This is a genomic window from Tessaracoccus sp. MC1627, from assembly GCF_014164725.1.
Taxonomy (GTDB): domain Bacteria; phylum Actinomycetota; class Actinomycetes; order Propionibacteriales; family Propionibacteriaceae; genus Arachnia.
Genome location: NZ_JACJGA010000008.1, coordinates 105141 through 119758 on the forward strand (window position 1 = coordinate 105141; position 14618 = coordinate 119758).

At 70.5% G+C, this 14618-nt stretch carries 9 protein-coding genes; 6 read left to right on the forward strand and 3 right to left on the reverse strand.

What is annotated here, in order from left to right:
- Nucleotides 1-22: 22 nt before the first annotated feature.
- The 3 genes from H5399_RS15415 to recD are packed head-to-tail and all read left to right on the forward strand — an operon-like array spanning nucleotide 23 to nucleotide 7936.
- Entirely contained in the window at nucleotides 23-3061 is a 3039-nt protein-coding gene (locus tag H5399_RS15415; RefSeq protein WP_182784210.1) for an exodeoxyribonuclease V subunit gamma, read from the forward strand.
- Entirely contained in the window at nucleotides 3058-6219 is a 3162-nt protein-coding gene (locus H5399_RS15420; RefSeq protein WP_182784212.1) for a UvrD-helicase domain-containing protein, read from the forward strand. The genes H5399_RS15415 and H5399_RS15420 overlap by 4 nt, the downstream gene beginning before the upstream one ends.
- Nucleotides 6212-7936: an exodeoxyribonuclease V subunit alpha gene (recD, locus tag H5399_RS15425; RefSeq protein ID WP_182784214.1), complete on the forward strand. Its 1725-nt coding sequence runs from the start codon at nucleotides 6212-6214 to the stop codon at nucleotides 7934-7936. Before H5399_RS15420 ends, recD begins: the two co-directional genes overlap by 8 nt.
- A gap of 14 nt (nucleotides 7937-7950) precedes the next feature.
- On the opposite strand, the gene H5399_RS15430 is transcribed toward recD, so the two are convergent.
- Nucleotides 7951-9156 carry an amino acid aminotransferase gene (locus H5399_RS15430; RefSeq protein WP_182784216.1) on the reverse strand — a complete coding sequence of 402 codons (1206 nt, stop codon included), beginning with the start codon at nucleotides 9154-9156 and terminating at the stop codon, nucleotides 7951-7953.
- A 150-nt stretch (nucleotides 9157-9306) separates the two neighbouring features.
- Here H5399_RS15430 and H5399_RS15435 point away from each other — a divergent pair, with 150 nt between their 5' ends.
- Nucleotides 9307-10449 carry a YbdK family carboxylate-amine ligase gene (locus H5399_RS15435; RefSeq protein ID WP_182784218.1) on the forward strand — a complete coding sequence of 381 codons (1143 nt, stop codon included), beginning with the start codon at nucleotides 9307-9309 and terminating at the stop codon, nucleotides 10447-10449.
- Nucleotides 10446-11180 carry a glutamine amidotransferase gene (locus tag H5399_RS15440; RefSeq protein WP_182784220.1) on the forward strand — a complete coding sequence of 245 codons (735 nt, stop codon included), beginning with the start codon at nucleotides 10446-10448 and terminating at the stop codon, nucleotides 11178-11180. Before H5399_RS15435 ends, H5399_RS15440 begins: the two co-directional genes overlap by 4 nt.
- Here H5399_RS15440 and H5399_RS15445 read toward each other — a convergent pair.
- On the reverse strand, nucleotides 11168-12568 hold the full coding sequence (locus H5399_RS15445) for an RNA polymerase sigma factor (RefSeq protein ID WP_370585803.1): 1401 nt from the start codon (nucleotides 12566-12568) through the stop codon (nucleotides 11168-11170). The two genes, H5399_RS15440 and H5399_RS15445, sit on opposite strands and share 13 nt — an antisense overlap.
- 184 nt (nucleotides 12569-12752) lie before the next feature.
- Here H5399_RS15445 and H5399_RS15450 point away from each other — a divergent pair, with 184 nt between their 5' ends.
- Entirely contained in the window at nucleotides 12753-13685 is a 933-nt protein-coding gene (locus tag H5399_RS15450) for an RNA polymerase sigma factor RpoD/SigA (protein WP_182784224.1), read from the forward strand.
- 78 nt (nucleotides 13686-13763) lie between these two features.
- On the opposite strand, the gene H5399_RS15455 is transcribed toward H5399_RS15450, so the two are convergent.
- Nucleotides 13764-14612 (reverse strand): acyl-CoA thioesterase II, encoded by an 849-nt coding sequence (locus tag H5399_RS15455; protein WP_220491068.1) that lies wholly within the window; start codon nucleotides 14610-14612, stop codon nucleotides 13764-13766.
- Nucleotides 14613-14618: the final 6 nt, after the last annotated feature.

Consider the following 14618-nt stretch of genomic DNA (forward strand, 5'->3'; position numbering starts at 1 on the left):
GCCAGCTAAGGTGACTGGCGAGGTGGATGAGGGGGACTTCAGGATGGCGGTGACGGCGGTGCTGGGCGCTCGGTGGGGTGCGCTGATGGACCATCTCGTCGAGACGCTGCACGGTCTGGCTCTCGGCCCGTTCGACGCTGCGCGCGTCCTCGTAGCCACCCATGAGACGGGCCGCCTCGTCGGCCAGGAGGTGGCGGCCCGAGTGGGCATCTCCGCGGGCATCGACTACCTGACGCCAGCGGATCTCACCCGGCAGCTGGCCGACGCCGCGGGGGTTCACCGCGAACGCGGGAGGTGGCTCGGCACACCGCTTGACCTGGCGGTCCAGAAGGCCCTCGACGAAGTGGCTGACGGGTATCCGCTGCTGCGTGGGGCCCTCGAGGCAGACGCCCGGCGCCCCGGCCGGCGGCGCGCCACCGCCATCCGCCTCGCACGGCTGCTGCGCAGCTACGTCGAGCTGGCGCCGGAGCTCGTCGCCTCGTGGCTCGACGGCGGTGCCACGGGTCCGGGCGGAGCCGAGCTGCCTGAGGTGGCCGCATGGCAGCCTGAGCTGATGCGGGCGGCTGTGGCCCGGCTGGAGCTGGATCCCCTGGCGGTGCTGGCGGCAGTCGGGGACGCGGCGGGTCGCGACACCACGCCCACGATGCTGGTGGGCATCGACCACGTGAGCGCCTCCGAGCTGCGCGTCATCGAATCGCTGGCCTCGCGGCGGGAGGTGCGGCTCATCCAGAAGGCCGGTACCCCCGGGGCTCACTGGGCCGCCTCGCTTGCCACCCGCACGCTGCAACTCCCCGGTGACGAAGCCCCTGCGCCTCTGGTTGCGCTCCACGATTCCCATGGCGAGGCCCGTCAGGTGGAAGTGCTGCGCGACGAGCTCACCCGGCTGTTCGCCGCGGATCCCACGCTGGAGCCTCGGGACGTGGTGGTGGTATGTCCACAGCCGGAGCGTTTCGCCCCGCTGCTGGATGCCGCCTTCGCGCCAGGCGTGCGGGGCGCGTCCCATCCCGGACGGTCACTGCGCGTCCACTCCGTCGGCCTCACCCCACCCAATCCCCTGGTCCTGCTCCTGGTGGACCTCATGCGGTTGGGGGGCTCGCGCGCCACCGCCAACGGGCTGGTCGAGCTGCTGCTCCGCCCGCCTATCGCCCATCGCTGGCGGCTGACAGACCGGGCCACGATGGTCGAGCTGATCGGCGGCGCCGGCGTCCGGTGGGGTATGGACGCGGCGCACCGCGCGCAGTTCGGGCTCGGCGACGTCAGCCAGAACACGTGGATCCGCGGCCTGGACCGCCTGCTCGTCGGGCTCGCCGTGGCGCCCGGAGAGGACGCAGGCGTGGGTCTCAGCGGCACGGAGGTGGTCACCGCCTCAGACATGGACACGGTGGGGTCCCTCTGCGAGATCGTGTCGCGCCTCCGTCTCCTCGTCGCAGGCACCGCAGCTCCGGCCACCATCCCCGGCTGGGTGGCGCGTTGCCGGGCCGCTTTGGACTCGTTGGTGGGCCTCCCGCGCACCGAGGAGTGGCAGCTGACCGCCGCTGCGCGGGCGCTGACGAGGCTGGAAACCAACCACGCGGCAGATGACACCACCTTGACGCGTCACGAGTTCTCGCTCCTGCTGGCGGACGCCGCGGCCGGCTACCGGCGGCGTCCGGCGGCCGGGAACGGGTCCCTGGCGGTGGTGCCGCTCGGGGAGTTGCCACACGTCGAGTTCAGGGTGGTGGCGCTGCTCGGCGTCACCGACGACGCCGTCCCCGGCCGGGCGGGCGCCCCGGCGGACTGCCTGGACCTCGCGGAGGACATGCCTGATCCGCGGGCACAGCGACGGGAGCAGCTGCTCAGCCACGCCCGGTCCGCCGAACGCCTCCTCATCGTTCGCCAGGCCCGGTCGGAGCGCACGAACGGCCCGTCCGCCCTGCCGGTGGCCGTCGACTGGCTGCTGGAGCGGGTGGGAACCACCCCGGAGCCGCGGCAGCACCCGCCCACCGCCACCTCGGCCGGCAACTTCGTCACCGAGCCCAGCTTCGACTCAGCCGCCTACGCCGGGGCGTTGGCCCGGCGCCGCCGCCAGCCGCTGCCCCGGCGCCATGAGCGACGGCGAGCTGAGGCCCGCAGCCGGCCGGTCGGCGCCATCCCGGCCCAGGTGAGCCTGACCCAGCTCGCCCGTTTCCTCGCCGACCCGGCGCGCGCCTTCCTCCAGTCGGCGGCGGGGATCAACTTCCGGCAGCCGCCGGAGCTGACCGACGACATCCCGTTGGAGACGCGCGGCCTGGACCGGTGGGGCATCGTCAACAACCTCCTTGACGCCTGGAAATCCGGCCTCAGCGGGGAGTCCGTGGAAGTGGAGCTCAGGCAGCGGGAGCTACACCCGCCGCTGGAGGTCGGTCGCCTCGCGTTCCAAGCCGCCCGGACCGATGCCGCCGCGCTGTGGGCCTGCGCGCAGCAGGACTGGGACGCCGAGCTCACCGAACACGCCATCTCCCTGTCGGTGGAGGCCCCCGGTCTGGGCACGCTGCGTCTGGTCGACGAGGTCCGCACCCGCGGCGGGACCGCGGTCACCGTCAGCGCGAGCACCGGCGAGGAACAGGTCATCCGGCCCTGGCTGGAGTCGCTCGCCCTCGCCGCAGCCGGACACACCGCCCCCGCGCGGCTGCACCGCTTGGAGCGAGACTTCGGGCAGCTGAAGCCGCGGTCGCAGGACTTCGCGCCGACGGGTCCGGAGGAGGCCCTCGCCCATCTCGGCGTGATCACCGGTGCCTACATCCTCGGTCAGCAGCGGCTCCTGGCGGTGCCGGCCGCCGCCGCGCTCGCCTACGCCCGGGACGTCCACCAGGGCGCGTTCAACAAGGCTGAATGGGCCGGGCCGTTCCGCAGCTACCACAAGAAGTGGAGCTGGCCGGGGCCGTCCTGGACCCTCTTCTTCGACTCAGACGTGTCCGAGCTGTTCAAGGACCCGCCGCTGCCCCAGGATCCCCCGCTGCCCCAGGATCCCGGCACGCACCCCTCGGCCTTCGCCTCATGGGCGCTCGCCCTCTACACCCCTCTCGTGAGGACACAGTCATGAGCGGATCACCCTTCGACCTCACCGGGCCGCTCCCCCGGCGCACCACCTTGCTGGAGGCCAGCGCCGGGACCGGCAAGACCTACGCCATCGCCGCTCTCGCGGCGCGCTACCTCGCTGAGGACGGACTCGACGCGGGGCAGCTGCTCCTCATCACGTTCGGCCGGCACGCCACCGGCGAGCTGCGCTCCCGCGTGTTCGAACGCCTCACCGGCACCGTGCGGGGCCTCGATGAGGTCCTCGCGGGCGGCCGGCTCCCAGATCCGACGGACGCCGTCGCAGCGCACCTGGCCTCCTGGGATGTCGCGCTGCACCGCTCCCGTCTCGCGGATGCCGTCGCGCGGTTCAACGAACTGACCATCCTCACCACCCACTCCTTCTGTCAGGCGATGCTGCACGAGCTCGGCATCCTCGGGGACTGGGACCCGGCCGAAGAGGTGGGCGCAGACCCGATGGACCTCGTGCGACAGTGCGCGGCAGACACTTACCTGCGGCTGCATCGCACAGATCCGCAGCCCCCGCTGCTCCCCCAGGCTGCGCTGCGGATCGGTGAGGCAGCCTGCACCACCACTCTGGACCTGCTCCCCCCCGAGGGCCCCCACCACCACTTCGCCCAGGCCGTCCGCGGGCTGTACGAGGAGCGCAAGAGCGCCGAGGGCGTGTGCACCTACAACGACGTCATCACCCGTCTTCTGCGGCTGACCCGCGCGGAGGGCAGCGGGCAGGCCGTCGTCGCGGAGTTGAGGCGCAGGTTCAGCGTGGTGCTGATCGACGAGTTCCAGGACACGGATCCAGAGCAGTGGGCCATCGTCGAGCAGGCGTTCGTCAGCGATGGCCGCGCCACCATCCTCATCGGGGACCCCAAACAGTCCATCTACGCCTTCCGCGGTGCCGACCTGCAGAGCTATCTCGATGCCAAGGAGGCGGCGGACGTGCACAGCCTGGCGGTCAACCGCCGCAGCGACAAGGCGCTCGTCGACGGCGTCCTTGAGCTGTTCGAGGGGGTCAGCCTGGGTCATGAGTCGGTCGCCGTCGGCCCCGTGAGCGCGCATGAGACCCAACCCCGGCTCCAGGTGCCCGGACCGCACCGCCTCTGGCTACGCACCGCCACCCCGCGGCAGCTCGGGACGCACTCCTCCGGGGCAGCCATCGACCAGGATCTGGTTGTCACGGTGCGGAACCTGATCTCCCGAGCGGAGTTCACGAGGCGGGCGGAGCCCCGGGTCAGGTACTCCGACATAGCCATCCTCGTGCGCCGCGGGGCACGCGCCCGCGAACTTCGCGCCGTGCTGGAGAATGCCGGGATCCCGGCCGTGTTGACCGGGAGCCAGTCAGTCTGGACCCAGCCCGCGGCCCGCGACTGGGCAGCACTCCTCACCGCTATGTCGGATCCGGCCCAGGCCACGATCCGGCTGGCTGCCCTGACCGCGCTCATCGGCTCGCGCCTGGGTGCGCTGCTGGACCCGGCTTCCTCAGAGCCGGCCCGCGTCTCCACCCTGGTGCGCACGCTCGGCCTACGGTTCGCCGAGGGTGGCATCTCGTCGGTGCTGGGCCACCTGCGCACAGCGGAGGGTCTCGACGGGCGTCTCCTGGCCGAGCCGGACGGCGAACGCGAGTTGACTGACCTGCTCCACGTGGCCGAACTACTCGATGCCGAGGGCGCGACGTCGCTCAGTGGCCTCCTGGCGGTATTGGACGAGCGGGCCGTCGATGAGGACTCGGGGGACGCGATTCGGGTGGCCTCCGATGAGGAGGCCGTGCGTGTGATGACCATCCACGCGGCGAAGGGCCTCGAGTTCCCCATCGTTCTCCTGCCGGAGACCGACGGGGTGAAGGCGAGCCGGTCCAAGCCGTTCACGCTCGTGCACGAGGGCCGGCGTCATCTCTACGTCGGCCCGGTGCCCCGCTTCGACGACCCCCTGGCGCGGACCCTGGACGACCAGAGCCTGACGGAGGAGCTACGACTCCTCTACGTCGGCTTCACCAGGGCGCAGCACTTCTGCGTCGCCTGGCATGTCGAGACCTCCGGGAAACAGCGGGGCGGGCCCCTGGGCACTCTGCTGCGGGCCTGGGAACGACGGCGCCGCGGGGCAGTGACGGGCACCGCGGTGTACCGCACCGACATGGATCTGCTGCCGGAGACGCCCCGGTCATCCCCGCCGGCACCGCGCTCTGCGCCTCCCTTGGAGCTTGCGGTGCTCGAGCGCGACATCGACACCACCTGGCGGCGCACGTCCTACTCGGGGCTGACCCAGGGGCTCCATGAGCAGGCGGCGGCGCACGTCCTGACGGATGAGGCTGCTGTGGTCGATGTCGCGCTGCCCACCCCCGCGGGGCAGACGCTCGCCGCCCCCTCGCCCATGAACGGGCTCCCAGCTGGTGCCGCGTTCGGCACTCTGACGCACGAGGCCCTGGAACGCCTGGACTGGGGGCCGGAGTCCCTGGAGTCCTCTGCCGCCGCCGTCGTGGCGGAGCTCGGCCCGCAGCACGCCCTGGACCCGGGGCTGCATGACACGCTCAGCGCCGCTTTGGTGGCGGTGTGCCGCACCCCGCTCCTGCCGCTGAGCGCCGCAACGCTGGCCGACATCCCCACCGATCAGCGGCTCCCCGAGCTGGACTTCGATCTTCCGCTGGCAGACCGGGGCGCGCCCGCCACGCTGCGCCATCTCGCGGACCTCATGGCGGCCCATCTGCCGAAGGCGGACCCCCTGGCGGAGTATCCGCAGCGCCTGCGCTCATCAGACGCCGCGGACTCCGTGCTCAACGGGTTCCTCACCGGCTCCATCGACGCCGTCCTCCAGCTCGCCGACGGCCGTTTCCTGGTGGTGGACTACAAGACCAACAGACTCGCACCCGCCGGCGAGGCCGAGGTGACGGTGGGCCACTACGTGGCCCCGGCGATGGCGGAGGCGATGATGCAGGCCCACTATCCGCTGCAGGCCATCCTCTACTGCGTGGCGTTGCACCGCTACCTGTCCACCCGCCTTCCGGGCTACACCCCTGAGCGGCACCTGGGCGGCGTTGGCTACCTGTTCGTGCGTGGCATGGCCGGCCCCACCACCCCTGTGGTGGACGGCACGGCCTGCGGCGTGATGGCGTGGCGACCGTCGGCGGACCTGGTGGTGGCCGCCTCGGAGCTGCTGGGAGGCACCCATGCATGAGGTTCCCGTCGCGGCCACCGGCCTGCTCGCCAGCTTCTGCGCCGCCGGCATGCTCAAACCCATCGACTTCCATCTGGCGCGCCGGCTCGCGACGCTGGCCGGCGAGACCGACCCCGAGGTGCAGCTGGCCTTCGCGATGGCCGCGCGCGAGCTGCGGCTGGGGTCGGTGTGCGTGGATCTGTCCACGGCATCGCTCGCCCTGCTCCCCGAGGCGGACCTCGACGGTCAGGCCACCCCTGGGGATCTCCCCGTGCTGGCCTGGCCCGAACCGGGCGGGTGGGTCACCCGCGTGGCGGCCTCCCCCGCCGTCGGGGTCCCGGAAGCCGAGACGCGACCGTTCCGGCTGGACGGCTCCCTCCTCTACCTGGACCGGTACTGGAAGCAGGAGCGTCGATTGTCGCGGGCGCTGAGGCTGCGGAGCTCGACGGAGGCCCCCGCGGTCCCCTGTGCCGCAGTTGCGGCGGCGGCCGGCGAGACCCCCGATGAGTACCAGGAGGCGGCCGTCGCGGCCGCCCTCTCCCACGGCACCACTGTGATCACCGGCGGGCCCGGCACCGGCAAGACCAGCATCGTGGCCAGGATCCTGGACTCGCTCGCCCCCTCAGATCCGCGGGTGGCCCTGGCCGCCCCCACCGGCAAGGCTGCGGCCAGGCTGCAGTCGGCCGTCGCGGAGCGGCTCACGGGCAGCCTGCGCCTCTGGGGCGGCACACTGCACAAACTCCTCGGGGCGCGGCCCCGCTCCATGCATCTCGAGTACGGACCGGCCAGCCCACTGCCGTTCGACGTGGTGGTGGTCGACGAGACCTCGATGGTGTCGCTGGAGCTGATGGGGCACCTGGTGGCGGCACTGGCCCCCGAGACGCGCCTGATCCTGCTGGGGGATCCGCACCAGCTGCGCTCGGTTGAGGCCGGGGCTGTCCTGGCAGACATCGAACAGGCCGGCACGCTGGTGACAGAGCCCGGCGGCCACATCGCCCGCCTGCGCACGAATTTCCGCTCCAACCAGGAGATCAACCGCCTCGCGGAGGCCATTCTCGCCGGCGACCCCGCGGCTGCCCGTCAGGTGATCCAGGAATCCCACAGCATCGAGCTGATCGCCTTCGACGGCACGGCGGACCCCGTCTCCCTGCCCACCGTGCGCGAGGACGTGCTGGCCACCGCCTCCGGTGTGGTGGCCGCGGCCGTCCGAGGCGAGGCGGTGGGCGCACTCACGGCGCTCGGCGCCCACCGGGTCCTGTGTGGACATCGCGAGGGCCCGTTCGGCGTGGGGCACTGGGCGCGCTCCGCCCGCGCGTGGCTCGCCACCCAGCTGCCGGACTACGGCTTCGACGGCAGGCCCTACGCGGGGCAGCCGTTGCTCATCCAGCGCAACACGGACCTCTACCACAACGGCGACACGGCGGTGGTGCTCCAGGGAGCCGACGGCGACCTCGTGGCCGTGGTGGACCGGCCGGACGGGCCACTGTGGGTGGCGCCGGCCCTGCTGGACGACGCGGCGGACCTGCACGCGATGACCATCCACAAGTCTCAGGGCAGCCAGTTCGGCACGGTGTCGGTGGTGATCCCGCCGTCGGGCTCCGCCCTGCTGACCCGCGAGCTGCTCTACACGGCGGTCACCAGGGCGCGGGGACGGGTCCGCCTCTACGGTAGTTGGGAACGCCTCGAGGAGGCGATCGCCACCCCGGTGCGGCGGGCCAGCGGGCTGGCCCGACACTGACCCGCCTGGACCGATCAGCGCCCGGAGGTGCGCACCGCCGCGATGGCGTCGGCAACGTAGGCGAGGTTGCCGTCGTTGAGCGCGGCCACGCACATGCGCCCGGCGTCGGTGCCGTAGATCCCGTACTCGGAGCGCAGGGCAACCATCTGGGGCTTGGTCAGGCCCGAGTAGCTGAACATGCCGAGCTGTGCCGCGATGAACCCCATGTCGTTGACGCCGCGCGCCTCGAGCGCGCCCACCAGTCCGCGCCGCAGCTGCTTGATGCGGTCCCGCATCCCGGCCAGCTCGTGCTCCCACCCGCGCCGCAGCTCCGGGTCCTCCAGCACGGTGGTGACCAACGCGGCGCCGTGGGTGGCCGGGTTGGAGTAGTTGGTGCGGATGCAGATCTTCAGCTGCGACAGGACCCGTCGGGCCGTGTCCGGCGAGGACGTGATCACCGAGAGCGATCCGATCCGCTCTCCGTACAGGCTGAACGACTTCGAGAAGGACGTGGCGAGGAAGAACTCCAACCCCGAGGCCACGAACTTGGCGACGACGGCGCCGTCCTCCTCGATGCCGAAGCCGAAGCCCTGGTACGCCATGTCCAGGAAGGGCATCAGGTTTCGCTCGCGCAGCACCTCGATGACCTGGTCCCACTGCTCCGCTGAGAGGTCGTACCCGGTGGGGTTGTGGCAGCACGCGTGGAGCAACACGACGGTGCCGGGGTCCGCCAGGCGCAGATCGGTCAGCATGCCGTCGAAGTCGATGCCGTGCAGGGCCTCCTCGTAGTAGCGGTAGGAGTCCACCCTGAACCCGGCGCGCGTGAAGAGGGCGCGATGGTTCTCCCAGCTGGGGTTGGAGATCAGGACGGTGGCCGACGGCTCGATCTGCTTGAGGAGATCCGCGCCCACCTTCAACGCGCCCGTCCCGCCCAGGGTCTGCGCGGTGGCGATGCGCCCCTCAGCCACGGCCTCAGCCCCTGGGCCGAACACCAGCGACCTGACGGCCTCGCGGTACGCGGGCATCCCGTCGATCCCCAGGTACCCCTTCGGCTTGGACTCTGCCGCGATCCGCTGCTCGGCTGTGCGCACGCACTCCAGTAGCGGAAGCTTGCCCGTCTCGTCGAGGTAGACACCCACCCCGAGGTTGACCTTCTCCGGGCGTTGATCGGCGACGAAGGCCTCGGTGAGTCCGAGAATGGGGTCAGCGGGGGCAAGTTCGACACGATCGAACAGCTTCATGGTGGGCACCTCTTTCCTCGGTGGCCAGCCTAATGCCAACTGGCCTGCTGTCCAGATCCCCGCACACCGCCCGCCGCGAGGGGGCCCGAGGTGTCAGACTTGGGGCTCTGACTGTCGCTGCAACCAGCGCCTGCAGCGAGGAGGGGCTCAATGAGGATCAAGTTCGGGCAGTCCAAGCAGTCGACGATCGGCATCGAATGGGAGCTCGCCGTCGTCGACGCGCACACGATGGAGCAGGTGCCGGCCGCTGATGTGGTGCTGTCCAAGGTCGAGGACGCGGTCGACGGGCCGATCCGCTCCGAGTACCTCACGAGCATGATCGAGCTGGTCTCGGGAGTGCACGAGACCGTGCCCTCAGCGGTGCGTGAGATGCGCCAGCACCTGGACTTCGCGCTGGAGCTGCTGGAGCCGAAGGGGCTGACGCTCCTGGGCGCGGGTGCGCATCCGTTCGGCGATCCCACTCGACAGCTGCCCGGAGACAAGGCCCAGTACCGGCGGGTGACCGAGCGCAACGCGTGGTGGGGCCGGCAGATGGCCATCAACGGGCTCCACATCCACACCGGCATCGACCAGCGGGCCAAGGCGCTGCCCATCGTCTACGGCATGGCACGGTTCGCGCCCTACTTCATCGCGCTGTCCGCCTCGTCGCCGTTCTGGATCGGCGAGGACACCAGGTTCGCGTCCCAGCGCACGATGGTCTTCCAGCAGCTGCCCACCAACGGCCTCCCTTACCACATGAGCGACTGGGAGGAGTTGGAGCGGTACGCCTCGCAGCTCGAGGGTGTGGGCCTCATCCAGAACCCCTCTGAGATCAGGTGGGACGTGCGGCCCTCCACGTGGGGCACTGTCGAGAACCGCACGATGGACTCGGTGCCCACCCTGATGGAGCTCGGCGCGCTGACGGCCTTCAACCAGTGCCTGGTGGAGCGCATGTCCCGGGCCATAGCCTCGGGCGAGCCCATCGACCGCCTGCCGTTCTGGTTCATGCGCGAGAACAAGTGGCGCGCGGCCCGGTACGGCCTTGCGGCAGACATCATCACGCCCCGCAAGGATGAATACCTCATCCACATCAGCGACGGCATCCTGCGCTGGGTGGAGGAGCTGACCCCGATCGCGGACCAGCTGGGTTGCGCCGAGAACCTCGCCCACGTGGCCGACCTGGTCCGTCTCGGCCCGAGCTACCTGCGCCAGCGCCGGGTCGCCGCGGCCAACGGCGGCGACCCTGTGGCCGTGACCCGGGCGGTCATAGAGGAGCTACGCGCCGGCGCTCCCTCATTCAAGGAGCCCACATGAAGCCCTTCCTGCTGCTCAGCACCCGCCCGGAGGACGACGCCGCCCTGGGCGAGTGGGAGGCCATCGCTCGCCTCGCCGGCCTCCGGGATGACCAACTGCTCCAGATCCGCGTGGAGGAAGCCCCGATGGCGCCGCCGCGGCTGGACGAGTTCTCGGGGGTGTTCCTCGGCGGTGGACCCTACAACGCCAGCGACACGGACAAGTCACCGCTGCAGCAGCGCGTCGAGGCGGACCTCAGCCGCGTCATCGCCGAGGTGGTGGAGCGGGACTTCCCGTTCCTCGGCCTCTGCTACGGAGTCGGGGCGATCACCGCGCAGCTGGGCGGCGTGGTGGACCGCAGCGTCGGCGAGGACGTGGGCGTGGTCACCGCGACACTCACCGCCCACGGCCGGGAGGATCCCCTCTTCGACGGCGTCCCCCACTCCTTTCATGCGTTCACCGCGCACAAGGAGGGTTGCCGGGTCCCGGCTGCGGGATCCACCGTGCTCGCCACCGGCGCGGCGTGCCCGATCCAGGCGTTCCGGATCGGGCGGCGGGTCTATGCCACCCAGTTCCATCCGGAGCTGGATTCGGCCGGCCTGGCCGCCCGGATCCGCATCTACCGCGACGCGGGCTACTTCGACCCCGCCGACACCGAGCAGTTGGTGGCGTTCGCCGAGTCCTCGACGATCACCTCCGCCGTGCACGGCATGCTACGCAACTTCGTGGAGCTGGCGGCTCAGTCCAGGTAGTCCCGGAGGACCTGCGAACGCGACGGGTGGCGCAGCTTCGACATGGTCTTGGACTCGATCTGGCGGATGCGCTCGCGCGTGACGCCGTAGACCTTGCCGATCTCGTCGAGGGTCTTCGGCTGACCGTCGGTCAGCCCGAAGCGCATCGAGACCACCCCGGCTTCCCGCTCGCTGAGCGTGTCAAGCACGTCGTTGAGCTGCTCCTGGAGCAGCGTGAAGTTGACCGCGTCAGCGGGCACCACGGCCTCGGAGTCCTCGATGAGGTCACCGAACTCCGAGTCCCCGTCCTCACCCAGGGGCGTGTGCAGGGAGATGGGTTCGCGGCCGTACTTCTGCACCTCGACGACCTTCTCGGGCGTCATGTCCAGCTCGACGGCGAGCTCTTCGGGGGTTGGTTCGCGGCCGAGGTCCTGCAGCATCTGGCGCTGGACGCGCGCCAGCTTATTGATGACCTCCACCATGTGCACCGGGATGCGGATGGTGCGGGCCTGGTCCGCCATGGCCCGCGTGATCGCCTGCTTGATCCACCACGTGGCGTAGGTGGAGAACTTGTAGCCCTTGGTGTAGTCGAACTTCTCGACCGCGCGGATGAGGCCGAGGTTGCCCTCCTGAATGAGGTCCAGGAACAGCATCCCGCGGCCGGTGTAGCGCTTGGCGAGGGAGACGACGAGGCGGAGGTTGGCCTCGAGGAGGTGATTCTTGGCGCGGCGCCCGTCTTCGGCGATCCATTCCAGATCCTCGACGTCTCCGGGGCTGACCTTGGTTTCGGCAGAGTGCAGTCGCTCGTCGGCGAAGAGGCCGGCCTCGATGCGCTTGGCGAGCTCCACCTCCTCGACGGCGTTGAGCAGCGCCACCTTGCCGATCTGCTTGAGGTAGTCCTTGACGGGGTCCGCGGTGGCACCCGCGGACACCACCTGCTGCTCGGGCTCGTCGGCGTCGTCGGAGTCAGAGAGCGCGAAGCCCTCCTCCTCGACGAGTTCCTTGACGAGCGGCGCCTCGCTGGCTTCGTTGAACGTCGAGTCGTCCACCTCGTCGAGGGAACGCTTCTTTCCGCCGACCGTGAGAACCACGTCCTCCCCCTCGCGCTTGAACTGGACCTCGACCTCACCAGTGGAGGCCTGGGCGATGGTGGGCTCCTCGGCCTTCGCGGTCTTGCCGCGGCGAGTAGCGGTCTTGGGTGCGGCCTGGCCCGCGGTGGCCGGCTTGGCGGCCGCCCGTGTGCGACGGGTGGTGGCCGGAACTGCGGACGTCGCGCTTTCGGCGGCCCTGCGTGTGCGGGTAGGCTTGCCGGTTCCTTCAGCGTCCTGGGTCACATTGGTCCTCTCGCGGGCCACTAGGGATTTCAGCGCGTGCGTCGCCCCGCTTTGGTCAAGGGTGACGCGCCCCATTCTTGCACGCGAAAACCGGCCACTCAAACGGATCGGCCAGGGAAACCCCCACCCCTGGTCAGGGTTCGGGGCCGCGCGAGTCAGACCCAGGTCGCAGTTCTTCGTTCGAGTGCCCGCAGCGGGAACCCTCGGGGCCTCTCGCGCGTTGTTCCGGGTGACGACTGTGCGAAAGGTTTCCAGAGATATGATCACGACTGCGCGTACACGAACCAACGACGGCATCGACGGCAAGGATGCGGTGGGCCTCTACCTCGACGCCATCGCCAAGACTCCCCTGCTCAACGCCCTCGAGGAAGTAGACCTGGCCCGCGAGATCGAGGCGGGGCTCTATGCCCAGCAGATCCTCGACGGGGTTGCCACCTCCGAGGTGCAGGCCACCGATGACGAGCTGCAGGAGCTTGCCGTGCTCGGCGAGCGCGCCATGCAGCGCTTCATCCAGGCCAACCTGCGGCTCGTGGTCTCCGTCGCCCGCAAGTACGGGCGCTCCCAGATGCCCATGCTGGACCTTGTCCAGGAGGGAAACACCGGCCTGATCCGTGCTGTGGAGAAGTTCGACTACGCCAAGGGCTTCAAGTTCTCCACCTACGCCACATGGTGGGTGCGTCAGGCCATCTCGCGGGGCATCGCCCAGCAGGGCCGGATCGTGCGGCTTCCCGTGCATGTGGCCGAGCAGGTCAACCAGGTCTCTGCCGTGCGCCGCAACCTCGAACGCCAGTTGGGCCGCGAGCCGGAGCTGGCTGAGATCGCCGATGAGCTGGGCCTCGAGGAGTCCAAGATCGTGGACCTGATCCGCTACTCGCGGGATCACGTCTCCCTCGACGCCCCCGTCGAGGCCGACGGCGACACGGCTCTGGGAGACCTGATCGCCCGCGAGACCTCGCCCGGTCCGGACGAGATGGTGCTGGACGCCGAGGACCGTGCCCGGCTCGAGGGCATGCTCTCCAGCCTCGACGAACGGTCCCAGGACGTGGTGCGCCGCCGCTACGGCCTCCTCGACGGCCGCCAGGCCAAGCTCGCCGACATCGGCGTCCACTGGGGCATCACCGCCGAGCGGGTCCGCCAGATCGAGCGGCAGGCGCTGGCCACCCTGCGAGCAGGCCAGGGACTCGCTGCCTGACCCTGCGCATAGCTGGTTCCTCCGGACGCCGTGGCCCGTACCCCCTCCCCCGGGGTGCGGGCCACGGTTCGTCCGGGCTCAGGACAGGACCCGGATGAGCCCCTCCTGGGCGCACGACGCCACCGCCTGCCCGTCCTGAAACAACCGCCCCATCGCGAAGCCGCGCGCGTGGGACGCCGACGGCGAGGTCATGTCGTAGAGCAGCCACTCGTCGACGCGCACCGGGCGGTGGAACCACATGGCGTGGTCGATCGAGGCGGCCTGCATCGAGGGGGACAGGAACTCCACCGCGTGGGGAACGGTCGAGACGCTGAGCAGAGTGATGTCGGAGAGGTAGGCCAGCACCGCAGCGTGCAGCAGCGGATCCTCCGGCATCGGCTCCTTCGTCCGGATCCACGCCTTCATATTGCCGCCGCCCTCAACCAGGTCCGGCCTGGCCGCGAGCCGCACGTCGAGGGCGTCCCACTCCGAGACCAGCCGGACGCTGGCACCGAAGCGACGCTCCAGCACCTCGTGCAGCGAGGGGCAGGACTCCGGCACGCCGACGTCGCCGGGCGGGGACGCCGAATGGCTGAGGCCCTCCTCGGGCTTCTGGAATGAAGCGGTCATCTGGAAGATCACCGCATCCCCCTGACGGGTCACCACGCGCCGGTTGCTGAAGGTGCTGCCGTCGCGCATCACCTCCACCTCGAAGTCCAGGGGCTGGTCGATGGCCCCGGGGCGAAGAAAGTAGGCGTTCAGGGAGTGCACGAGTCGGTCCGGCGGCACAGTATGCGCGGCAGCCACCAGCGTCTGCCCCAGCACCTGCCCCCCGAAGAGCCGCTGCAGCAGCGTGGTGGGATGCGGTCCGCGAAACCGGTTCTCGCCGATGGTCTGCAGGTCGAACAACGCGATGAGCTCGGCAACGTCCTTAGGCACGGGCACCATCGTGCC